The organism is Sorangium sp. So ce693, from assembly GCF_051521375.1.
GTDB lineage: Bacteria > Myxococcota_A > Polyangia > Polyangiales > Polyangiaceae > Sorangium > Sorangium atrum.
In genome coordinates, this window is sequence record NZ_CP150347.1 from 12,176,172 (window position 1) to 12,198,656 (window position 22,485).

The following is a 22,485-nucleotide window of genomic DNA, read 5'->3' on the forward strand; positions in this document are numbered from 1 at the left end:
GTGAGCGCGACCGCGCGGCGCCATCGGGCCGCGCCAGGAGAGCGACCGCGCGGCGCCCCCTGTGGTAGACGGCCCCCACCGCCCGGGTAGCCCGCTCCTCCTCGACAACGCGCTCGGCCCTGCCGCGCGCCGCGCCCCTCGCCACAGCCTGACCCGGACTCCGACCGGCCGTGCTCTTCAATACCCTCCGTTACGCCGAGTTCTTCGCCGCCGTCTTCGTCGGATCGTGGGCGCTCGTGCGGTACGCCGGCGCCTGGCCGCGCCTCGTGTTCGTGCTGCTGGTGAGCTACGGGTTCTACGCGGCCTGGGACTGGCGCTACCTGCCGCTCATCTTCGCCTCGTCCACCGTCGACTTCTTCCTCGCCCGCGCGATCGCCCGCGAGGAGCGGCCCCGGGCGCGGCGCGCGATGCTCGTCGCCACGGTGGTGCTGAACCTCGGGTTCCTGGGGTTCTTCAAGTACTGGAACTTCGCGCTCGAGAACGCCGCGGCGCTCCGCGCCCTGCTCACGGGCGAGCCGGCGAGCGTGGGCCACGCGTTCCGGGTGCTCCTGCCGCCGGTCGGCATCTCGTTCTTCACGTTCGAGTCGATGAGCTACGTCGTCGATGTGTACCGGGGCGAGCTCCCGCCCCACAAGAGCTACCTCCGCTACCTGCTCTTCGTCGCCTTCTTCCCGCACCTCGTCGCCGGGCCCATCGTGCGCCCGCGGGACCTGCTCCCGCAGTTCGAGCGCGCCCCGAGCCTCACCCTCGAGGAGGGCGGGGCGGCGCTGTTCCTCGTCGCGATCGGCCTCGTGAAGAAGGTCGTCCTCTCCGACCAGCTCGCGCTCAACCTCGTCGACCGCGTGTTCGAGCGCCCGGAGAACTACTCGGCCCTGGAGGTCCTCGCGGGCGTCTACGGCTATGCCGCGCAGATCTACTGCGATTTCTCGGGCTACACCGACATCGCGATCGGCTCGGCGCTCCTGCTCGGCGTGCGGTTCCCGAAGAACTTCGACGCGCCGTACAAGGCGCACAACCTCGCTGATTTCTGGCGCCGCTGGCACATCTCGCTCTCCACCTGGCTCCGCGACTACCTGTACATCCCGCTCGGCGGCAACCGCGGCTCCGAGCTGGCGACGTACCGCAACCTGATGATCACGATGCTGCTCGGCGGCCTCTGGCACGGGGCATCGTGGAACTTCGTCTTCTGGGGCTTCCTCCACGGCCTCGGCCTCGCCGTGACGCGCGCCTTCCAGCGCGCCGTCCAGCGCCGGCGACCGGCCGGCGAGGGCGAGCGCGATGGCACGACAGCGAGCTCGCCCCTCGCTTCCTTCCTCGTCCGCTTCCCCGTCCGCGCGCTGTGCGTGCTGCTGACGTTCCACTACGTCTGCTTCGCGTGGATCTTCTTCCGCGTGCCGACCTTCTCGCAGGCCGTGCTCATCCTGCGGCAGATCGGCACGCTGACGACCTTCCACCCGAACCTCCCGCCCGTGCTGGTCGCGCTCCTCGGGGTCGCGCTCCTGTCCCATTACGTGCCGGAGCGCCTCTACGAGCGCGCCCGCGGCGCCTTCATCGCGGCGCCGGCGCCGGTGCAGGGCGCGCTGCTGTTCCTGGTCGCGATCGGTCTCCACGAGGCGGCGAGCGCGGCCGCGGTCCCGTTCGTGTACTTCCAGTTCTGAGAGCGGCGGTCACCCGCTTCGGATACGGGCCCATCTCGGCGTTTTCGGTGCTCAGCTCCCTTCCGTGCGCTTCCGCGCCGAAAACGCCGATCTGGACCCGTCTCCTGTGCGGGTGACCGCCGCTCTGCGGCGCGTGTGCAGAGCGGGGCGGAGGGAGCGGGCCGCGATCAGCGCAGGTGGGGCCCCGACCATAACGATGGATCGAACGGGGGGAATGCCGGGGGCGGGGGCGCCGGCTGCTCCTGCATCCACGCCGTGGTCTCGACCCAGAGCGCGAGGTACGGAATGGGCGCGGAGCGGCGGATCAGCATCAGCAGGAAAGGTCTTGTGACGATGAAATAGCGCTTCTGCGCCGGCGCCCCGTACCCGTGCATGACCGCCTCCGCGATCACGCTGGCGCCTACCTCGTCGAGCTTGAACTTCACCAGCTGCTGCACTTCATCGAAGCTCCTGCCCTGAAGATCTCGATTGCAGAGAGGCCGATGGGTGAGCTCGTCGAACCGTCGGCAGACCTCCAACTCGAGCCGTGGAACCCACAGCGTTTCATCGGGTTGGAGCGCGCGGTCCTCAGGGCGCAGCCGCTCGAGCCGGTCGAGCGCAGCCCCCACCGTCACCCCGAGCCGACTGCAGGGCGGGATCTGGGCGATGACGATGCGATCCTCGGTCTCGCCCGCGCAGAGCTCGATGACGAACTCGTCCGACGACACATCGTCGTGTGCGATGACCTGCGCGCGACGGGCGGGGTTGTCGGGATGAGGGCCGTCGTCGATCCCGAAGGCGCGGACATACCGCCCCTGAAACCAGCGATCCCGCATGGCGAAGACCGTCGGGAACCGGAGGTCGCGCGAGAGATAGCCGTAAGCGAGCAGCTCGTCAGGCGCCAGGTTGCTGGGCAGCATGCGCGGATCGGCGCCAGGCGAGCGCGAGCGGGACGCAGAAGACGAGGTCCGTCCCCGGGGCGTGGGGCTCGGCGAGGGTGGCGCACATCGTGACGGGGCGAGCGCGTCGTATCCGTAACGAAAGCGGCTGCCGTCGGCCTTGATCTCCTCCACGAGCAGCCCCCGGTGACCTTGCTCATGAGCCGGCGAGCGTAGCTGCCTGCTGGAGCGGCGGTCTACGCACGTGTCGGGTCGACCTCGGCCGCGGAGTGTGACGGGCTCGGCCGCGATGACGACGCGCCCCGCCGGCACGACGACCGCACCCGGCCTGGACGAGGATGGCCGCCGACGGCGCAGAGATGAGTCGGCGCGATCTCCCGATGTGATCTAGGCTCTCGCCGTGCGCCCGCCCCCTCTCGCCGCCCTCGCCCCCCTCGCCGTCCTCCTTGCCGGCGCGCTCTCGCTGTCGTGCAGCGTGGCCAACGTGCCGGCGAACGCGATGCCGATGATCCGGGCGCGCGCCACCTCCGACCTCGACTGCGCCGACAGGGACGTCCGCATCGAGGAGCAGCTCGGCGGCCATTTCAAGGCCGTCGGCTGCGGTCGCAAGGCGTACTACCGGGCCGCCTGCGAGGCGCTCCGCTGCGTGGTGAGCGGCGAGGGCGAGGCGATGGTCCCCTGGAGAGACCGCCCGGATCCGGCCGAGGTCGACCGGCAGCGGGACCGGCTGCCGTTCGAGTAGGCCGGGGCGCATCGGATGAGCGCGCTGCGCGCCCGGGCCGATGCGCCCGGCCGGGCCGCCGGCGGCAAGCGGCGGCGGACCGCGGGTTTTCCGGCCTTTTTCGGGCACGCGCGGCCGGGCTTGCGGTAGCCTGCGCCGTCCCGGGGATCTGCCGCGGGGTTCGGCCATGGCCTACATCACCACCGAGAGCTGTACGTGACGGACACGGAGCAGGCCGACACCGACGCCCGGCCCGAGCCGGATCCGAGCTCGCCGCCGGACGCGCAGGCCGACGCCGAGCCGCGGCGCCCGCCGAAGAAGCGCAGGAAGCGGCGCGACGAGAAGGCGGCGCCGCCCCCCGGCAACGACGCGCCGGCGGGCCCTCGCGATCCCGAGATCGAGCGCCTCGAGCAGGCGTTCGAGCGCGGCGACTACGCGCTGGTCCGCGCGGAGGCGGGGCGGCTCGCGAAGGAGGCCGAGCACGACGACGTCCGCCGCGCGGCGCGGGCGCTGCTGCGCCGGATCGACCCCGACCCGCTCGCCGTCGTCCTGCTCGTCGCGGCCATGGCGCTGCTCGCGTTCCTCGCGCTCTGGTACTGGTCCCACGGCCACGCGTCTCCGTGACGACCCCGCCCGTGACGATCGAGGAGGCAGCGGGGTGAACGCCGAGCCCGGACGTCCCTCAGGCCGCCGCCCCGCGCGCTGGCTCGCCGCGCTCGCGCTCGCGCTGAGCGCCTGCGGGGGCGCCGCCAGCCCGGGTCGGCCCGTTGTGTGGGACGCGGCGCCCGACGGGCAGCAGGGCGCCTCCTCGGGCACGCGGGCCGAGCGCTACTTCCCGCTCGTCGACGGGCACATCTACCACTACGCGACCCTGAGCGAGGGCGGCGAGCAGGGCCTCCTCGTCGCGCGCGTGCACCGCGCGGACGCGCGCAGCGGCGAGCTCCGGTTCCCCTCGGGGGTGAAGCGCTTCGAGTTCACCGGCGAGGGCGTGATCCGCAGCGACACGGGCGTCTTCGTGCTCAAGGAGCCGATCGCGCCCGGCACCGCGTGGACCGGCGAGCACGGCGGCCGCGCGCGGATCGCCGCGGTCGACGTGGCGATCGAGGTGCCCGCGGGGCGGTTCACGGGGTGCGTGCAGACCGTGGAGGAGCGCCTCGGCGACAGGCCGGCGCGCTACGTGTCGACGTTCTGCCCGGACGTCGGCGTGGTCGTGATCGAGGCCGCGGGCGGCGCGAGCTACGAGCGGGCCGAGCTCAAGAGCTACGCGCCGCCCGTCGACATGGGCCCCGACGGCGTGCGGCGCGCCCCGGCCGAGCCGCCGCCCGGCGCGAGCGCGCCCTGAGCGCGCCGCGCACGCTCCTCGGTGGAGGCCGCCCGTGCGCGCGCTCGCCCGGCAAGGCGCGCCGCGCGCGCTCGCCCGGCGGCGCATCACGTTGCTTTTTGCGCAGGCGCGCAATCCGTGCGACCCGTGCCAGGCCCTTCCGTTTCCTGGGGGGCGGGAAGTAGACTCCCGGCGCCGCTCGTGGCGCGGGCGCACCGCTTGCTGCGAACACGCCGCACGAACGCTGCTGGCGGCGCCTCTCGAATCACCAACGACATGAATTACTGGGATTACATCCACGTCGAGGAGCTGCTCGCCCTCCAGGGTGGATTCGACGACGACGAGCAGAAGGTCGGCAACGACGAGGCCCTGTTCATCGTCGTCCACCAGATCTACGAGCTCTGGTTCAAGCTCATCCTCCGGGAGCTCACCTCGGCGCGCGAGCTCTTCCGCCAGAACCCGGTGCCCGATCAGAAGCTCGCCTCCGCGGCGCGCTCGTTCCGGCGGGTCGTCGCCATCTTCGAGCAGGCGATCGAGCACTTCCGGGTCATGGAGACGCTCACGACCCGCGATTACCTCGATTTCCGCGATCGCCTCATCCCGGCGAGCGGCTTCCAGTCGGCGCAGCTGCGCGAGATCGAGCTCGTGCTGGGCCTCGACGACGCGCTCCGGATCCCGCTCGGCCGGGAGGGGAGCTACAAGGAGGCGCTCAAGACAGCGGACGGCGCGCCCTCGGCGGCCACGCGCCGCGTGGAGGCGCGGCTCGCGAGCGGGCCGAGCCTCAAGCACACCCTGTACGAGTGGCTCTCGCGGACGCCGATCGACGGATCGAGCGAGCCGGAGGGCGTCCTGAGCTTCCTGCGCAGCTACACGCGCTCGATGCGCGAGGAGAACGAGCGCCGCGTCCAGATGGCGATCGACAAGGCGCTCACCCCGCCGGACGTCGAGCGGCTCCGCGCGCGCTACGAGGCGGAGAGCGCGGCCGCCGAGGCGTTCCTGCTCGCCGAGGACGATCCGGCGGCCGACGAGGCCACGCGCGAGAAGCGCCGGGCGATCCGCGCGGCGATCGTCTTCATCGAGAGCTACCGCGAGCTGCCCCGGCTCGCGTGGCCGCGCGAGGTGCTCGACCGCATCCTGGAGATGGAGCAGGCCATGCTCATCTGGCGGCAGCGCCACGCGCGGATGGTCGAGCGGGTGATCGGCCGGCGCACCGGCACGGGCGGCTCCGCGGGCGTCGATTACCTCGACCAGACCGCGCTGCGCTACCGCGTCTTCGGCGATCTCTGGACGGTGCGCTCCCTGCTCTTGCGTAAGCCGAGCGTCCCTGTGCTCGAGCACGCATCGGATTACGGATTCCGTGTCGAGGACTCTCCGTGAAATCACTTCGCGATCACTTCTTGCGTCTTGACGCCCGTTCGCTCGGGTTGTTTCGCATCACCTTCGGGCTGGTCCTTATCGCCGACCTCTTCGGGCGGTGGCGATGGGTGCGGGACTTCTACTCGAACGAGGGCGTCCTCCCGAACCACAACCACCTCTTCAACCTCCGGGGCAAACAGCAGGTCTTCAGCCTGTTCCACGCCATCTCGACGGAGGGAGAGGCCCACTTCGCCTTCTCGCTGGCGCTCGTCGTCTACGCCCTGTTCCTCATCGGCCACCGGACGCGCGTCTTTCACGTGCTCTCCGTGCTCGTGCTGGTGAGCCTGACGTCGAGGAACATCCTGCTCGAGAACGCCGGCAACTACGCGGCGATCGCGATCCTCGCGCTCACGGCGTTCCTGCCGTGCGGGAGCCGCTTCTCGCTCGACAGCCTGCGCGCCTCGCTCGCCTTGCGGGACGAGAAGCGCGACACGGAGCTGAACGACAGGTCGAGGGTCTCGGAGGCCGAGATCGCGGCCGGGCGCCTGCCCGGGTGGTCGCCGACGTCGCTCGCCGCGCTGGCCGTGCTGCTGCAGCTCGCCCTGATCTACCTCTGTACGGCGCTCCAGCAGCGCGGCGCGGCGTGGCGCGACGGGACGGCGTTCTACTATGCGCTCCACGCCGAGCGCCTGGCGAGCGACGCGGGCATCTGGCTCCGCGACACCCTGCCGCTCGGCACGCTGCGCGGGCTCACCTTCGGCACGTGGGCCATGCAGCTCGCCATCCCGGCGCTGCTCTTCGTCCCGGCGCTCTTCCGCTGGACGCGCGGGGCCGCCGCCGCGCTGATGGTCCTGCACGGGCTGATCCTCGGGGTGTTCTTCGATCTCGGGCTGTTCGGCTGGGCGCTCGCCGCCGCGGCGCCGATCGTGCTCCCCGGCGAGCTCTGGGACGCGTACGAGCGCTCCTGGAGCGAGGGGCGCGCGCGCACGCTCGTGTACGACGCCGATTGCGGCGTCTGCCTCCTCTTGGCGCGCCTCGTCAAGCGGCTCGATCTGCGCGAGCACCTGACGTTCCAGGGCAATGTCGCGCTCGACGAGCTCTACGTCCGCAACCAGACGGGCGCCACGGAGCGCGTGCCGATGCCGAAGGAGGTCACGCCGGAGCTCGTGGAGCGGACGGCGCTCGCGATCGACCGGAAGGGGCGCGTCTACACGCGAGGCGGCGCGGTGACCGAGGGGCTCCTGGCGTTGCCGCTCGGCTGGCTCGCCTGGCCGCTCAAGCTGCCGGGCGTCTCGCACCTCTTGAACGCGCTCTACGATGTGGTCGCGGCCCGCAGGCACCGCATCAGCGAGCTCCTCGGGCGGCAGGCGTGCGGGATCCCGCTGCCCGACGAGGGCGAAGCGGACGGCGGCGACGCGGGCCCCGCTCCGGACGGCCCTGCGCCGGCGGTGCGGACGGCGCGGCTCGCGCTGGGATCGCTGCGGGAGGCGGCGGTGCTCGTGGTGCTCGCCGCGGTGCTGGCGCAGACGGCGAAGGAGAACCCGCTGCCCGGCGCTGCGGCCGTCCCGCAGGGGGCGGTGCTCGCGGGCGTGGCGTCGTGGCCGCGCATGCTGGCGCGGTGGAACGTGATGGCGCCCGAGCCGCCGCGGGACAACGCGCTGATGGTGATCGACGGCCAGACGCGCGCGTCGCAGCCGATCGATCCGCTGACCGGGGAGGAGCCGCGGCTCCAGCCTGCCGGGAACCCCGGGGCGCGGCTCGGCCAGCTCTGGTCCGATTACCTCGATCGCATCCGGCGGCCGGAGTGGTCCGATTACCAGCGCGCCTTCCGCGACTACCTCGCGAAGGGCGGACCTCAGGCGTCCGGAACGGGGCGCGAGGCGTCGCTGGGGGGCTTCGACGCGTACTGGGTCTCGGCGCCGATCCCCGCGCCGGGCGAGCCCGCGCCGAGCAGCTTCGAGCGGGAGAAGCTGTTCTCGCACTCGCGGGGTGGCACGGGAAAGCTGGGCGAGGGGGGCCTACCCTTCGCGCCGAGCGTCCTCCGGCACCACGGCAAGCCGAACTGAGGCGCTCGGATGGGTCGGCCTGACGAGGACCCGAGCGCCGCGGACCCCGACGCGGCGCTCGGACGTGGCGCGGGCGCGCCGTCCGGTGAGGGCGCGTCGACAGCGGATGTTCCGCCCGGTGAGGGCGCGCCGACAGAAGATGTGCCGCCCGGCGAAGGCGCGTCGACAGCGGATGTGCCGTCCGGCGAAGGCGCGTCGACAGCGGATGTTCCGCCCGGCGAAGGCGAGCCGCGGGAGAGCGCGCCGGGCGGTGCGGGCGCGCCGCGAGCGCCCGAGGGCGGGGCTCCGAGGCGGCCGGCCGAGGGGCGCCTCCGGCGCGTGGGGCGATGGATCAAGGAGCATTACTGCACCATCGACGTCCGCACGCTCGGCCTGTTCAGGCTGGTGCTGGGCTTCCTCCTCTCGGCCGACTGCGTGCGCCACTGGGCCGAGGCGAGCTGGATCTACAGCAACGACGGGGTGCTCACCAACCACTATCACCTCTTCCACCCGAGCAGCGGATACAACTTCAGCCTGTATCACGCGTTCTCGTCGACGGGAGAGGTCCACGTCGCGTTCGCGCTCTCGCTCTTCTGCTTTCTCTGCTACTTCGTCGGATGGAACACGCGGCTGTTCTCGATCATGTCGTTCATCCTCGTGACGAGCAGGGACAACCGGATCGTCATGATCGAGAACGGCGGCTATGTCGTCGTGAACATCATCGCCTGCTGGGCCATGTTCATGCCGACCGGCAGGCGCTTCTCCGTCGACGCGCTGATTCGCTCCTACCGCGAGCGGCGGGAGCGGACGGCCGCCGATCTCGCGGATCGGAGGCGCCCCGACTGGGCCGAGCGGCCGTACGTCTCGGGGATCGTGCTCCTCGCGATCCTGAACCTGGCGACCGTCTATTATTTCAACGTCGTCAACAAGTCGGGCCAGATCTGGCGTCACGGCGAGACGGTGCACTACGTCTTGCACCTCGATCGCATGGTGACCGGGGTCGCCGTCCTCGCGCGGGAGCTCATCCCTTTCTGGGCGACGAAGGGGCTCACCTGGGGCGTGCTGATGCTCGAGGCGCTGCTCGTGACGTGGATCCTCTCGCCCTATGGCCGCCGCTTCACGCGGGCGCTCGCGATGGGGGGGATGTGGGCCCTGCACGGGTCGTTCGGGGTGATGATGCGCCTCGGCCCGTTCTCGTGGTTCATGATCGCCTGGTCGTTCCTGCTGCCGACGGCGCAGCACTGGGACGCGCTAGAGCGCTGGTATCGCCGCCGCGCGGCGCCCCGGGTCGTCGTTTATGACGGCGATTCACCGCTCGCCTTCGCCCTCATGCGCTTCCTTGTCCGGCTCGATGCGCTGGAGCTGCTCCGGTTCGAGGAGGCGCGCGCTGTCCCCGCGGGCGGCGCGGAGGCGGCCGGGGGAGGGGAGCCCCGGCCGGAGCTCTTCGAGGTGCGCGACGCGAGCGATCCGGCGGATGGGCGGGTGTTCCGCGGCGCGGCGGCGCTGCGCGAGATCGTGCAGGCGCTCCCTGGAGGTCGTTTCGCCTGGCCGTTCGTCTGGGCGCTGGCCCTCGGCGCGCCGGGCGTGCTGCTCGGGGTCGCCTCGAGGCGGCGCGACGAGATCGCGCGGTATTTCGGGCTGGGCCGGGCGCCGCGCGGGAGGGCGGCGGGCGTGGTGGAGAGCCCGTCGCCGCTCGCGGAGCGCTTCGCCCGCGGAAGGACGATCGCGCGGGAGGCGCTGATCGCGTACCTCGGGCTCTGCGCGGTGAGCCAGGCCATCAACGAGAACAAGAGCGTGCCTGCGTTCCTCAAGCACTCTCAGCCGAGCTTCGTGCAGGCGACGATCGTGTATCCGCGGATCCTCCAGGGGTGGGGGATGTTCGCGCCGAACCCGATCACGGAGGACGGGTCGATCAGCGTCGACGCGATCACGGTCGACGGCCGGCACGTGGATCCGTTCACGGGGCTCCCGCCGGATCTGAACCTCTCCGACGCGCGGGGGCTGGGGCTCGGGCAGATCCAGCAGGACTATTTCAACAGGATCAGGCTCGATCGGAACAAGGCATTTCGCAAGCCGGGCCTCCAGGACTACCTGCTCAGGTATCATGAGCGGACCGGGCGGCCGGAGGACGAGATCGTGGCGTGCGACGTCTACTGGGTGCGGGATCAGTGCCCGAAGCCGGGGGAGAGCGCGCCGTACAAGAACGAGGCGATCCCGATCCTGTCGTACCGGAAGCCAGGGTATCGGCCGCGTCCGGGGCTGCCGGCGCTGCCGCCGCCGCTCAAGGAGGCGAGCGCGGAGAAGTAGCGGGTGCAGGGGCATAGGCGTCAGCCAAGCTCGTTCGACCACCAACGTTTACGTGAACGTGGTCGTGGTCGTGGACGTGGTCGTGGTCGTTCACGGCCTATCGTTGACGACCACGACCACGACCACGTTCACGACCACGTAAACGTTCGGATGTAGGAGAACGCGGCGCGAAGCTTGGTTAACGCCTATGGGGTGCAGGGGACACCCTGCATCGCCGCCTGGCGACAGGGGCAGCGCGCTCGGCTGCTCCTCGGGCCCGGGGTGTTGGTTCAGGAGCCGGTCGTGGCGAGGAGCTCCCGGGCGTCGCTGATCACGGCGGCGCGGCGGATCCAGCGATCCAGCTCGTCGATGTCGGTGCTCGCGAGGACGCGTTCCCTCACCTCGGCGGGGACCTCGAGCCCGCGGGCTTCAAGGAAGACGAGAACGTCGTGCGCCTTGGCTTCGAGGATTCCCTCCTGCCGACCTTTCGCTACGTAGCCGCGCGCGAATTCGCTCTGAAACTGGTAACCGCTCTTCATCATCGCCTCCAACTTCCGCCTCGCCGCTGCGTTCAGCGAGATAGCACCAGATCCCCGTAGACGGCCCGGCGCTCCTGATCGAGCTCGTCCGCCGCCCCCGAAAAAAAGGCCACGCCGATGGCTTCGGCCGCCTCGCTCTGTCCGTGCGCCATCGCGGAGAGCACGGCCACCTCGGGCGCCGCCCTCGCTTGCTCAACGTCGGTGACGACCGGGACGCCCTGGGGCCCGAGCACCAGCGGCGTCAGCGTCCAGCCAGGGTGGCCGGTGTCGATCGGCCGCGAGCACCAGCGCGCCATCGCTGCGTTGATGGTCACGACCAGCAGCCCGGTTGGGCAGCGGTGCCGGGCGCGCGTCTGGGTGACGTACACGGGCCAGACGTAGGGCTTGTCCGGGTCCACCCCGAGCTGGACCTCGACCACGATGGACATCGCGGGCCGCTGCTGCTCGCCGACCAGCAGCACGACAACGACATCCGCACGGCGGTCGGACGGCACGATCTCGGTGAAATCGGAGGACTCGACGCGCGCCTCCGTGAAGGCCGGGACCGGATGGCCGAGCGCGTCGTGCAGCATCTCGGCGGCGAGCGTGGGCCGGTTCTTGAACAGCTCCACCAGGGCTTCATGGGTCACTGAGGGCATCGGATCGTCTCACAAGTGGTTGCAGTCATGCTGGATTTGCGTGGCGTACCAGGCTCATGCGGTGGATTCCGCACGGGCCGAGCAGTCACCTCCCACCAAGAAATTCCGGGAAGCTCCTCGGGTTCATCACGCCATGTGAATCGCGTGAATCGCGTGTGCCCCTACGGGGCTGCGCGTGGGGCTCTCGGGTGGACGAGCGGACTCAGGTCCTCGGTCGGTTGCGTTCCTGAGACGACGTCAAACCTGTCGTGTAAGAGCGCGATGCCACGCCGGTGTGCGCCGTTGCCGGGCTGGCGACGTCGTTGATAAGGTGGGCTGTACATGACGCGCTTGCGCTTGCGGTCGGTCCTGTTGCGGTGCTGCCTTCTCGGCGCGTTGCTCGGCGCCACGGCGCCCTCGCGCGCGGCGCCGCCGCCCGGGGGCTCGCCGCCGGCGGCCGCGGCGCTGCGCCAGCAGGCGCGGATCGCCTTCTTCGGGCGGCGGTGGGCGGACGCCGAGGCGCGCTTCGAGGCCGCCCTGGCGGCGCCCGACGCCGCCGGGATGACCGAGGTCCAGCAGGCCGAGGTCCTCGGGTATCTCGGGCTCTCCGAGCTGGAGCAGGGCAAGCACCGCGAGGCCGCCGAGCACCTGGGGGAGAGCCTCGATCACGACGCCGTCCTGAAAGAGCCGCTCGTCCGCCGGTTCAAGAGCGGGTTCAACAAGGCGCTGGAGCACGTCGGAAGGATCTACGTGGCTGCCGCCCCGCCCGACGCCGAGGTGCTCCTGGACGGGGAGCCGATCGGCACAGGGGCCACGGTCCTCGAGCTGTTCGTCGATCCGGGGATGCACACGCTCCTGGCCCGCTTGTCGGGGTACGAGGAGCTCTCGCATCGGGTCGAGCTCGCCGGTGGGGCGACGGTCGGCGCGACGCTGACGCTCTCGCGCGTGGCCCCGCCGCCCCCGCCCGCCCCCGAGCCGAGCGCGAAGAAGAGCGCACCGGTCGGGCCGGCCGCGCCCCCGACGCCGGGGCCCTGGGCGTCGTGGCCGGGCGCGCTGCGGATCGCGGGGATCGCCGTCACGACGGCCGCCGTCTCGTCGGGGGCCGTCTTCATGCTGCGGTCGAGCGCGCTCGACGGGGACATCGACGAGCGGATCGAAGGCCTCAGCCGCGATCCAGCGTGGACCTCGGACGCGTGCTCGAAGGTACCGCAGCCCTCCGCGTGCCCCGAGCTCCACCGTTTGCGCGTGCAGCGCGACAGGTCCGGCGTCCTCGGGGCCGCGCTCGTCGCGACGGGGGCAGTCGTCGGCGCAGCCACCGTGGCGTCCTTCGTCCCGCACGTCTCATTCGACCGATCGAAGCCGGGGACGACCGCGCTCCGTGTCTTGCCAGTGACGACGGCGCACCAGATCGGCGTTGTGGCGCTCGGAGCGTGGTGAGTCCGCCACCGATGAAGGGGATCACCGCCGATGCGGCCGCCGCGGTGTCCCCCGCGAAGGCCCGCGGCGCGTCATCTCGGCCTGAGCTCCGTGTCATCTCGGCCTGAGCTCGGTGAGGACGAGCAGGTACTCCGGCGGGTTGTTCGGCGACAGCTTGGCGTACGGGTTCTCCTTGGTGGGGAAGCCGGTGAAGCGCTTCGTGCTGTACTCGCCCCAGGACGGGTTCTTGAAGAGCGGGATCACCGGCGCGTTCTGCGCGTAGAGCAGCTGCACCTCGTCGAGGATGCGCTTCTGCTCGGCTGACTCCGTCGCTGCCTCGAACTGCTGGAACAGCTTGTCGGCCTCCTTGTCGCCGTAGCGGTGCCAGTTGCGCGCGCTCGCCTCGCCGACGGGCTTCACGAGCTCCGCCGACATGAGATCGCGGTAGTAGTTGTAGGGCGTCGGCTCGACGGTCGTCCACCCCATCGACATGTCGAACGTGCCCTTCTGGAGCGCCTCGAAGAACGCGCTGAAATCATATGCCTTGAGCGAGGCGTCGATGCCGAGCTGCTTGAGGTTCTGCGTCATGATCTGGACCGCGCGGACCCAGTCGGACCAGCCGGTGACGACGTTGATCTCGAAGCGCATCGGCTTGCCGTCCTTCACCCGGATCCCGTCCGGGCCCGGCGCGTACCCGGCCTCGTCGAGGAGCTGCTTCGCCCTCGCCACGTCGAGCTTCACCCAGTCGCCCGCCGCCACGGCCTTCGGGTTGCGCCAGCGCTCGTAGGAGTCGTCGAGCCCCGTCGCGTCCGCCGGCTGGGTGTAGTCGTTGGACGCGATCTTCACGATCTGCGCCCGATCGATGCCCATGCTGATCGCCTTGCGCACGCGCACGTCGTCGAACGGCTTCTTCGTGCTGTTCGGGTAGAGCGTGGCCATGCCGCCGACGAGCGGGAACCAGTAATGGTGGTTCACCGGGTCCTTGGCGACATAGACCTTCTCGATCTCGGGGACGAACGCGCCCGCCCAGTCGACCTCGCCGTTGATGATCGCCATATTGACCTGGTCGTTGCCCGGGTACGCCGGGAAGCGCAGCCCATCGACGGCCGGCTTCCCCTTCTGCCAGTAGTTCGGGTTCTTGCCGAGCTCGTACACCTGGTTCTGAAAGGTCTTGATCTCGGTGAACGGCCCTGTCGCCACGGGGGTCTCGTTCGCGTATGTGACCGGATCGGCGACGTCCTTCCACTTGTGCTCCGGCACGATCGGCTGGTGGCCGATGTAGCTGAGCCCCGGGACGTACGGCCGCTTCAACGCGAACTCGACCGTCGTGTCGTCCGTCGCCTTCACGGACTCGACGAACTTCCACACCCCCGAGAGGTCGAGCGCGGGGTGCTTCTTCAGGAGCTCGAACGTGAACGCCACGTCCTTCGCCGAGAATGCCTGTCCATCCGACCACTGGACGCCGGAGCGCGTCGTGAAGGTGAGCCTCTTGTTCCCGTCGCTCCACGCGTATTTCGTGGCGAGCCACGGCGTGTACTCGCCCTTCATCGTGTTGAAGATGAGCATCGGCTCGTAGATGCCGGCGAGCGTCGGGAATCGCACGCTCCCCTCGGCGAGCAGGGGGTTGAAGCTCCGCACCCAGGAGGCCTGCTGCTCCCTCGATATCGTGACCATCGAGGCGCCCTTCGCCGCAGGCGCCGGCGCGGACGCCGCCGACCCCTCCGGAGCGCCACGAGCCGCCTCGACTTTCTCCTTGGAAGAGCAACCGGCGGCGGCGCCGGCGGAAAGCATCAGCGCCGATAGAAAGAAGATGCGACGCGGCATAAGTCCAGTCTTCATGACAAGCCTCTCCGCGCGGGCGACGTCCGGTCCCCGCGACGCTTCATCCCCGTGACAGCGCGCGGCGCCGTCGCCCGGCAGACAAGGGCCGACGGACGACCGCGCGAGGTCCTCCACGCCACGCCGTGGTCGGCATGGCATGGACGACTTTACCGGTTAAGTCGTGTGGGTGTCAACGCGCAAACGTGGCAGTCGCCGCGCGCTCCGTCGCCGCCGTCCGGCGAGGGAGGGCGAGGGACGGCGACGGATGGCGAGAGCTGGAGACTTGAAGCCTGGCCGAGCGGGTCGTGCGCCCGCGCGCCCGTGCGCCCCGACAGGCGAGCACGGGGCTCACCCACGCGTGGTGCTCGTTGATTCCGGACCTCCTCCTTCATGCTTCATGTCGCAGAGAATGCGCTGCTCGAAAGTTAACCATGTTGACAAACCATCGTTGAAAACGATAGAGGTTGGAGTGTTGTCCTGAACTTGAAATCGACTCACTTCCCCTCTGCCAAGGAGCTCCTCCCATGAGATCGAAGACGCTGGTGAACAAGCCCTGGAGCGCTCATCTCGGCTCGGCGTTGGCGCTGCTCGTCGCTCCCCTGGCGCTCGGCTGCGTGGGCGAGGTGGGCCATGAGGACGAAGGGGCCCTGGACGAGGCCGTCGGGGAGGCCCAGGCGGCGGTCGGCTGGTCGGGGTACAGCTGGGGATGCGGGGGGAGCTGCGAGCTCAACCTGGGGACGGACGTCGACCGGACGTGCTTCCTCGCAGGCGTCTGGGGCAAGCTCGGGGCCAGCTCTCAGGCCTCGGTGCGCGTGCAGCGGTCCGGCGGCGACTGGATACTCGACGTCGACGCCGCCAGCGGCCAGAACCTGGGCGCCAACGCCGTGTGCGTCAACACGGCGGAGAACAGGACGGGTCACTACACCTGGACCTGGGGACCGGGGGACGGCCTGCCGACGAGCATGGGGTTCGGCACGTCGTCACGACGGTGCTTCCTCACGCAGGTGATCAGCAACGGCGCATTCAGGTTCAACAACTGGATCACGGACTACGCGAGGGTGCGAAAAGACGCCTCGGGCGAATGGTTCCTCGAGGGCGTCAGCACCACGGGCGTGGATACCCCGGTGACGGCCACGGTGAAGGCCATCTGCGTGGATGTGCCGCAGAACTACGGTGCCTGGCAGTGGCTCGCCGGCAACAACCACCGCATCGATCCTCTGGCGAGCAATTCGGTCGGCGGGGTGGCGTGCGGCATGACAGGGCTGGGCGGGCCCTTCACGTCGAACACCTGGACCGATGGCGTCTGGCTCGAGTACAATCCAACGACGCTCGACTGGGAGCAGCACACCGTCAACAACAAGACGGCCTGGTCTCAGTGCGTCCGGTGACCGGCGCGGCGGCTTGACGGCGGCTCGACGGAGCGATGCCGTGCAGGGCCCGGATCCGGCGCTCGGCGGCGACGCCGCCTCTGCATGTGCGGTCGTCTGCGGGGGCGAGCGCCCCCCCGCGCCTCCATGCCCACGCGGCGGCTCGGCGTCTTCACGGCGCCTCTCGGACGCGCGCTGTGATGTAATGGGCCGTGCCCACCCCCGGAGCAGCCGGTGCCAGGGGGATAACCCGCGGTGAGCCCTTGAGCGCCTCTCCTCCCAAAGCGACCATCGCCGTCCTCGAGCGGAACCGCGTCGTCGGCCAGCGCATCGCCCGCGTGATGGCGGCGGCCTCCGGCCTGCAGGACGTGCCCGTCGCCAGCGATCCCGCCGAGCTGCGCGCCCGGCTGTCGGAGCGACCCCTCCTGCTCGGCTGCGACGCCGCCGATCTCGACCTCGCGCTCGAGTGGGCGGCCGAGCGATACCCCAGCATGCACCTGCTCGTGTGGACCTCGGGCAGCACCGACGCGATCCTCCACGCCGCCCTCAAGGAGCCCCGCCTCTCCAGCATCGTCGGCTGGCCGAGCTTCGCCTCCATGCCGCGGCCCTGGGAGATCGCCCTCGCCGTCCGCCGCATCCTCAAGCCGCTCGCCCTGCCGCCTCGCCTCTCCGACCTGCTCTCCTGGGGCGCGACCATCGTGAAATGGCGCCCCCGCACGAGCGACGACCGCGACCGCACCGTCGCCGAGGTCGCGCACTGGGCCGAGCGCTCCGGCGCCCCCGCGCGCGTCGCCGAGCGGCTCGCCGCCCTCGCGCACGAGCTGCTCATGAACGCGATGTACGACGCGCCCGTCGACCGCCGCGGCCGCCCCCGCTACGCGCACGACAGGCGGCGCGACGTCGTGCTCGAGGAGAACGAGATGCCCACCCTGCGCCTCGGCACCGACGGCGCGTACCTCGCCCTCCAGGCCCACGATCCGTTCGGCGGCCTCCGGCGACACCACGTCTTCGAGGGCATCACCCGCGGCCTGAGCGCCCGCGGCGCCGACTCCGCCAGCTCCCCCGTGCTCGACACCTCGCGCGGCGGCGCCGGCCTCGGCATGCTCAAGATCTACGCGGCCGGCGCCGTGCTGGTCGTCGACGTGTCGCCCATGGCCTCGACGATGGTCACCTCCTTCTGGGACCTCGACGTCAACCCGCGCGAGTTCCGCTCGCTCCCGGCGTCCCTCCACTTCTTCGAGCGCTCCACGCCGGCGATCGAGACGCTGGAGCGGACCGGGTGGTGACGCCCGCGCGCGGCGCGAGAGGACGGCGAGCCGGCCGAGGCGGGCGCCATGGCTGAGATCGATCCGCTCCTCGCGCGGCAGCTCAGGCGCCTCGGGCTCGAGGACCTCGGCGAGCCGCCCGACAAGGAGACCTGGCACAAGGTGGTCGCGCGCATCAGCGAGCACTACCGCCACGTCGCCGACGACCGGAGCCTGCTCACCCGCTCGCTCGACCTCTCCACGAACGAGATGGGCGCGCTGCACCGCCAGCTCCTGGCCGAGCGGGACCGCCTGCGCAGCGTCGTCGTGGCCATCGGGGACGCGCTGACCATCTTCCACGACGCCGCGAGCTCGCAGGTCGAGCCGTCGCGGCCGATCGAGGTCGGCTCGACGATCTCCACGGCCAAGCGGCGCTTCGCGTCGAAGCTCGGCGAGCTCTTCTCCCTGAGCAGCGCGGCGCCCGGCGGCGCGACCCAGGCCGCGCCTGGCAGCGCGACCCAGGACGCCGCAGGCGCGAGCGGCTCGGACGAGGCCATCAACGAGGTCCGCGTCCAGCTCGTCGCGCTCGGGGACCGGCTCGTGCAGCTGCTCCACGACACGGCGGAGAAGGCGTCGCTGAAGAAGCAGCTCGAGGTCGCGCGCGCCGTCCAGCAGATGCTCGTTCCGAGCGAGGACGTCATCGAGCGGCCGTCCCTGCGGCTCGCCAGCCACTTCCAGCCCGCGGCGGAGTGCGGCGGCGACTGGTGGACGTTCCACGATCTGCCGGACGGCAGGCTGCTCACCGTCGTCGGCGACGTGACCGGGCACGGCATCTCGTCCGCGATCATCACGGGGGCGGCGAAGGCCGCCTGCGACGTCGTGCGCACGTTCGCGCGCGAGCAGCTCAGCCCGGCGCAGCTGCTCCGGGTCATGAACTGCTCGATCTTCGAGGCGGGGCAGCAGAAGTTCCTGATGACGTGCGCGGCGTGCATCTTCGACCCCGCAGCCGGCTCGCTGACCCTCGCGAACGCCGGGCACCCGTTCCCCTACCTGGTCAGGAACAGCGCGATCCGGCAGCTCGCCGCGCAGGGCGAGCCGCTCGGGGCGGCGAGCTCGGCCGAGTACACATCGAGCACCATCGCCCTGGAGGGCGGCGACGCCCTGCTCTGGTTCACCGACGGCGTGACCGAGTGCGAGAACGAGTCGAGCGAGCAGTTCACCGAGAAGCGGCTGCGATCGCTCTTCCAGAGCGTGGCCGCCAGCGCGCCCGAGGAGGCGAGGGACGCGATCGTCGAGGCGGTGTCCAGGTTCCGCGGCGAGCGCGCCCTCGACGACGACGTGACGCTCGTCGTGGCCCGCGTGTCGTAGGGCGCCACGAAGACGACGGGCGTACCAGCGAGCTCGACCGCCGCGTCATGGCGCCCGTCCCGTCACGACATGACGCCGGTCGCCCCCCGCGTGCGGTAGCCTGAGAGCGCGGAGCTCCATGATCCTCGAGACCTTCCACTACGATCGGGACACCAAGAAGTGGTCCGTGCGGGTGCTGCCGGTGCTCGACAGCGAGCGGACGCTGGTGCTGGCGTTCGGGGCGCCGGAGCTCCTCGACGACCCCGGGGCGATCCGGGAGCTGCGGCGAGCGTACCCGCGGTCGCACGTGGTGGGGTGCTCGAGCGCGGGGGAGATCGCGGGCACGTCGGTGCGCGACGGGACGCTGACGGTGGCGGTGGCGCGGTTCGAGCGGACGGCGCTGGCGACGGCGCAGGTGGAGGTGGCGAGCGCGTCGGAGTCGTTCGCCGCGGGGCAGGCGCTGGCGCGCAAGCTGGAGCGGCCGGGGCTGCGCGGGGTGCTCGTGCTGTCGGAGGGGCTCGGGGTGAACGGCAGCCAGCTGGTGCGCGGGCTGAACGCGGTGCTGCCGGAGTCGGTGGTGGTGACCGGGGGCCTGTCCGGGGACGGGACGCAGTTCAAGCGGACGTGGGTGTGCGCGGGGGACGTGGTGCGCAGCGGGCTCGTGGCGGCCGTGGGGCTGTACGGCGAGCACGTGGTGATCCAGCACGGGTCGAAGGGCGGCTGGGACAAGTTCGGGCCGGAGCGCGTGGTGACGCGCTCGGAGGGCAACGTGCTCTACGAGGTCGACGGCCGCCCGGCGCTGGCTCTGTACAAGGAGTACCTCGGGGACAAGGCGGCGGAGCTGCCGGCGTCGGCGCTCCTGTTCCCGCTGGCGCTGCGCGCGACGGCGCAGGACGAGAAGGCGCTGGTGCGGACGGTGCTGGCGGTGGACCACGACGCGCAGTCGCTGACGTTCGCGGGGGACGTGCCGAGAGGGCACCTCGTGCAGCTGATGAAGGCGGACTTCGAGCGGCTGATCGGGGGCGCGGAGCAGGCGGCGAGGGCGGCGAGCGAGGCGGGCAAGGCGGGCGGGGACAATGCGCTGGCGATCGCGATCAGCTGCGTGGGGCGCCGGATCGTGCTGGGCGACCGGACCGAGGAAGAGGTCGAGGCGGTGCTGGACGTGCTGCCGAAGGGCACGCAGGTGACGGGGTTCTACTCGTACGGGGAGATCTCGCCGTACGCGACCGGCCACTGCGACCTGCACAACCAGACCATGACCCTCACCGTCCTCTCCGAGGCGCTCACGCCGCTCGTCAGGAGCGAAGGCCCGAGGGAGCGGAGGCCGCGCGCCGCGAAGCGCGCGCCGGCCGTGGCGGCGCGCGTCGTCGCGCAGCCCGCCGGCGGGATGGCGGAGTTCGAGGAGCTCGAGATCGCGTCGGACTCGACCTTCACGTCCGAGACCGCCTTCGACGCGCCGGCGTCGGCGTCGAGCGCGGCGCCCGGGCCGTCGCCGCTGTCCCCGGCGCGCGAGGGCGAGGAGCCGCGGCCGACCGTCCGGGTGCCGCCGCCGAACGGCCGCAGGGCGTCGCGCCCGCACAGCGCCGAGCCTGCCTCGGGGCCGGTCTCGTCGGGGCACAGCCCCACCACCGTGGACCGGCCGCCGCCGGCCGCCTGGGCGCACCGCGCCGCGCCGACGCGGAGCGTGCCGCCCGCCGGCGCCGCCGGCCGCCTCGACAGCCTCGCGTTCGATCGGCGCACGATCGGCGACGTCCTCGTCGTCCGGCTCGCCGGGCGCATGACCGAGGCGTTCAAGGGGGCGGCGCTCGCGCGGGAGCTCGAGGGCAAGGTCCTGCTCGATCTGGCCGGCGTCGAGCGGATCACGTCGTTCGGCGTCCGCGAGTGGCTCCAGATGATCCACGCGGCCCAGCCGCGCCTCCGCGCCCTCTACCTCGCGCGCTGCTCCGAGCCGGTCATCAACCAGCTCAGCATGATCCGGCGGTTCGCCGGCAACGGGCGGGTCGTCTCGTTCTACGCGCCGTACTGCTGCGAGTCGTGCGGCGCCCAGTTCGAGCGCCTCGTCGACTGCGCCCACGACGCGGCCTCGCTCGCCGAGGGCAAGGCGCCCGACGCGGTGTGCCCCCGCTGCGAAGGCGCGGGCGCCTTCGACGACGACGCGGAGACCTATTTCGGGTTCGTCGCCCAGCACGGCGCCGGCGCGATCCCGCCGGAGGTGCGCGAGATCCTCCTCGAGCTCGAGCGGTCCGACGAGCCGGCCGTCGGCGACGTGGTGGAGAAGTCCGTCGAGGGGCGCGTCACGCGCCTCAAGGTGGGCAGCAAGCTGACCGCCACGCTCCGCTGGAGCCGCATCATCGACGGCCTCGAGGGCCAGGTCGTCTTCGACCTGAGCAACGTCCCCGCGGTCACCGCCGACGGCGCGGCGCGCTTCGAGTCTGCGCTCTGCAAGATCGACGGCGCCGTCGAGGCGATCCGCATCGAGGGCTGTCCCCGGCTTCTCGCCGAGCGCACGGCGGGCCCCTCGTGGCCCGAGCGCGCGAGGATCGCGTCCGCGGTCGTCGAGGGCCGCTGCGCGTCGTGCAGCGCGATCCGGACGGTGCTCGTCGAGGTCGATCGGCGCGCGCCCCTGCTCCACGGCGGCCAGGACCCGGGCGTCACCTGCAAGCGCTGCAACACGCCGCTCGCCTTCGACGGCTCCCGCTCGCTGCTCTACCTCCTCGGCGCCCACGCGGCGCGTGCCCCCTCCGCCCCGCTGCCGCCCGCCCTGCCTCCGGCGAGCCCGCAGCAGCAGCAGGCCGCGGCGCCCGAGGCGCAGCAGCACAGCGCGGGCGCCGCCGCGTCGCAGCAGCGCGGCGCGGGCGGCAACGCGGCGTTCCTCGCGCTCCTCGGCGGCGTGGCGCTCGCGGCCGTCGGTTTCGCGGCGTGGCGCGGCGGCGTCGGCCACGCTGCGGCGCCTGCGGCCTCGGCAGCGCCCGCGGCCTCGGCGGCGCCCGCGGCCTCGGCGGCCCCTGCGGCCCCTGCGGCGCCCGTGGGCCAGGCGCGCGCGCCGGCGCCGCCCGCGAGCGGCCCCGGCACGGCGAGCTGGTCGGTCATGGACGACCTCCCGCCCGCGTGGGTCGAGCGGCCGTTCGTCGTCGAGGGCGAGAGCGTGCTCGTCGTCGGCCGCGGCGGCCCCGCGGCCAGCGAGTCGGGCGCGCTCGCGGCGGCGCGCAACGGCGCGCTCGAGCGCCTCACGTCCGGCCTCGCCGCCGAGCTCGCGGGCTCCCCCGCGGCCGAGCTGCTCGTCGCGCAGCCGCCGGCCGACGCCGGGCCGGCGCAGCGCGCGGAGATCGTCGAGCGCATCGCCGGGCGCTTCCTTGCGCAGGTCGGCGCGTTCGCGACGCCCGAGCGCGTCGACGCCGTCGTGCGGCGGGAAGGCGACGGCGTGCTCGCCTTTGCGCGCTACAGGCTGCCCAGGGAGAGCTTCGACGCGGCCGCGGAGCTCTACCGCCAGACGGCCACGTTCCAGGGGCTCACCGTGGCGCGCTTCTTCCCGCAGCTCGAGGCGAGGGTACGCACCTCCGGCGAGCTCGTCGTCGTCGCGGCGGAGCGCTCGCAGCGCGGCGCGGATCCAGGGGTCGTCGCGGGGGACATCGTACTGTCGGTCAACGATCGCCCCGTCCAGTCCGTCGAGATCTTCGGGAAGGCCGCGGCGGACGCGTGGGCGCGCACGCCGGCCGGTGGTACGATGACGCTCCAGATCGAGTCGCGCGGTGAGCGCCGCAGCGTGAGCTTCGCGAAATCCCAGGCCGAAGGCCCTCGATGAGCACCATGTCCGCCCGCCGCGCTCCTGGAGAAGTGACGCCGCCGGCCCGCGCGATGGAGGCGGTCGA

General features: G+C 71.7%; 14 protein-coding genes and 1 pseudogene. 12 read left to right on the plus strand and 3 right to left on the minus strand.

The window, feature by feature from the left end:
- Window positions 1-170: 170 nt before the first annotated feature.
- Window positions 171-1,658, plus strand: a complete 1,488-nt coding sequence (locus WMF14_RS45450; protein ID WP_437796813.1) for an MBOAT family O-acyltransferase — start codon at window positions 171-173, stop codon at window positions 1,656-1,658.
- Window positions 1,659-1,825: 167 nt separating this feature from the next.
- On the opposite strand, the gene WMF14_RS45455 is transcribed toward WMF14_RS45450, so the two are convergent.
- Complete coding sequence (locus WMF14_RS45455) at window positions 1,826-2,557, minus strand: hypothetical protein (protein WP_437796815.1); 732 nt, start codon at window positions 2,555-2,557, stop codon at window positions 1,826-1,828.
- A 379-nt stretch (window positions 2,558-2,936) separates the two neighbouring features.
- Between WMF14_RS45455 and WMF14_RS45460 the strand changes: the two genes are divergently transcribed.
- The 6 genes from WMF14_RS45460 to WMF14_RS45485 all read left to right on the plus strand — a co-directional run bounded on the left by WMF14_RS45460 (window position 2,937) and on the right by WMF14_RS45485 (window position 10,286).
- Window positions 2,937-3,278: a hypothetical protein gene (locus WMF14_RS45460; RefSeq protein ID WP_272096093.1), complete on the plus strand. Its 342-nt coding sequence runs from the start codon at window positions 2,937-2,939 to the stop codon at window positions 3,276-3,278.
- A gap of 195 nt (window positions 3,279-3,473) precedes the next feature.
- On the plus strand, window positions 3,474-3,881 hold the full coding sequence (locus WMF14_RS45465) for a hypothetical protein (protein WP_437796816.1): 408 nt from the start codon (window positions 3,474-3,476) through the stop codon (window positions 3,879-3,881).
- A 34-nt stretch (window positions 3,882-3,915) separates the two neighbouring features.
- Window positions 3,916-4,599, plus strand: a complete 684-nt coding sequence (locus WMF14_RS45470; RefSeq protein WP_437796818.1) for a hypothetical protein — start codon at window positions 3,916-3,918, stop codon at window positions 4,597-4,599.
- Window positions 4,600-4,842: 243 nt separating this feature from the next.
- A complete protein-coding gene (locus WMF14_RS45475; RefSeq protein ID WP_373372224.1) occupies window positions 4,843-5,955 on the plus strand; it encodes a tryptophan 2,3-dioxygenase family protein in 1,113 nt (370 codons plus the stop codon).
- Complete coding sequence (locus tag WMF14_RS45480; protein WP_437796820.1) at window positions 5,952-8,000, plus strand: DCC1-like thiol-disulfide oxidoreductase family protein; 2,049 nt, start codon at window positions 5,952-5,954, stop codon at window positions 7,998-8,000. Before WMF14_RS45475 ends, WMF14_RS45480 begins: the two co-directional genes overlap by 4 nt.
- A gap of 9 nt (window positions 8,001-8,009) precedes the next feature.
- A complete protein-coding gene (locus WMF14_RS45485) occupies window positions 8,010-10,286 on the plus strand; it encodes a hypothetical protein (RefSeq protein ID WP_437796822.1) in 2,277 nt (758 codons plus the stop codon).
- 269 nt (window positions 10,287-10,555) lie between these two features.
- Here WMF14_RS45485 and WMF14_RS45490 read toward each other — a convergent pair.
- Window positions 10,556-11,442 (minus strand): annotated as a pseudogene (locus WMF14_RS45490) (hypothetical protein).
- A gap of 321 nt (window positions 11,443-11,763) precedes the next feature.
- On the opposite strand from WMF14_RS45490, the gene WMF14_RS45495 reads away from it, so the two are divergent.
- On the plus strand, window positions 11,764-12,858 hold the full coding sequence (locus WMF14_RS45495) for a PEGA domain-containing protein (protein ID WP_437796824.1): 1,095 nt from the start codon (window positions 11,764-11,766) through the stop codon (window positions 12,856-12,858).
- A 93-nt stretch (window positions 12,859-12,951) separates the two neighbouring features.
- On the opposite strand, the gene WMF14_RS45500 is transcribed toward WMF14_RS45495, so the two are convergent.
- Window positions 12,952-14,676, minus strand: coding sequence for an ABC transporter substrate-binding protein (locus tag WMF14_RS45500; protein ID WP_437796826.1), 1,725 nt, complete (start codon window positions 14,674-14,676; stop codon window positions 12,952-12,954).
- 506 nt (window positions 14,677-15,182) lie between these two features.
- Between WMF14_RS45500 and WMF14_RS45505 the strand changes: the two genes are divergently transcribed.
- From WMF14_RS45505 to WMF14_RS45520, 4 genes are all read left to right on the plus strand, one after another.
- Complete coding sequence (locus WMF14_RS45505) at window positions 15,183-16,046, plus strand: hypothetical protein (RefSeq protein WP_437796827.1); 864 nt, start codon at window positions 15,183-15,185, stop codon at window positions 16,044-16,046.
- A gap of 242 nt (window positions 16,047-16,288) precedes the next feature.
- Window positions 16,289-17,311, plus strand: a complete 1,023-nt coding sequence (locus WMF14_RS45510) for a hypothetical protein (protein ID WP_437796829.1) — start codon at window positions 16,289-16,291, stop codon at window positions 17,309-17,311.
- Between the two features lie 48 nt (window positions 17,312-17,359).
- The gene (locus WMF14_RS45515; protein ID WP_437796830.1) at window positions 17,360-18,637 is read left to right on the plus strand and encodes a PP2C family protein-serine/threonine phosphatase; all 1,278 of its coding nucleotides are present in this window, start codon (window positions 17,360-17,362) and stop codon (window positions 18,635-18,637) included.
- Window positions 18,638-18,755: 118 nt separating this feature from the next.
- Complete coding sequence (locus tag WMF14_RS45520; RefSeq protein ID WP_437796832.1) at window positions 18,756-22,418, plus strand: FIST N-terminal domain-containing protein; 3,663 nt, start codon at window positions 18,756-18,758, stop codon at window positions 22,416-22,418.
- The last annotated feature ends 67 nt before the right edge of the window (window positions 22,419-22,485 follow it).

What these genes read in the sequence shown, in the direction of transcription:
- WMF14_RS45455 (WP_437796815.1), bottom strand. Translation starts at nt 2,557, where the DNA reads ATGCTGCCCAGCAACCTGGCGCCTGACGAGCTGCTCGCTTACGGCTAT.
- WMF14_RS45505 (WP_437796827.1), top strand. Translation starts at nt 15,183, where the DNA reads ATGAGATCGAAGACGCTGGTGAACAAGCCCTGGAGCGCTCATCTCGGC.
- WMF14_RS45520 (WP_437796832.1), top strand. Translation starts at nt 18,756, where the DNA reads ATGATCCTCGAGACCTTCCACTACGATCGGGACACCAAGAAGTGGTCC.
- WMF14_RS45495 (WP_437796824.1), top strand. Translation starts at nt 11,764, where the DNA reads ATGACGCGCTTGCGCTTGCGGTCGGTCCTGTTGCGGTGCTGCCTTCTC.
- WMF14_RS45500 (WP_437796826.1), bottom strand. Translation starts at nt 14,676, where the DNA reads ATGAAGACTGGACTTATGCCGCGTCGCATCTTCTTTCTATCGGCGCTG.
- WMF14_RS45485 (WP_437796822.1), top strand. Translation starts at nt 8,010, where the DNA reads ATGGGTCGGCCTGACGAGGACCCGAGCGCCGCGGACCCCGACGCGGCG.
- WMF14_RS45515 (WP_437796830.1), top strand. Translation starts at nt 17,360, where the DNA reads ATGGCTGAGATCGATCCGCTCCTCGCGCGGCAGCTCAGGCGCCTCGGG.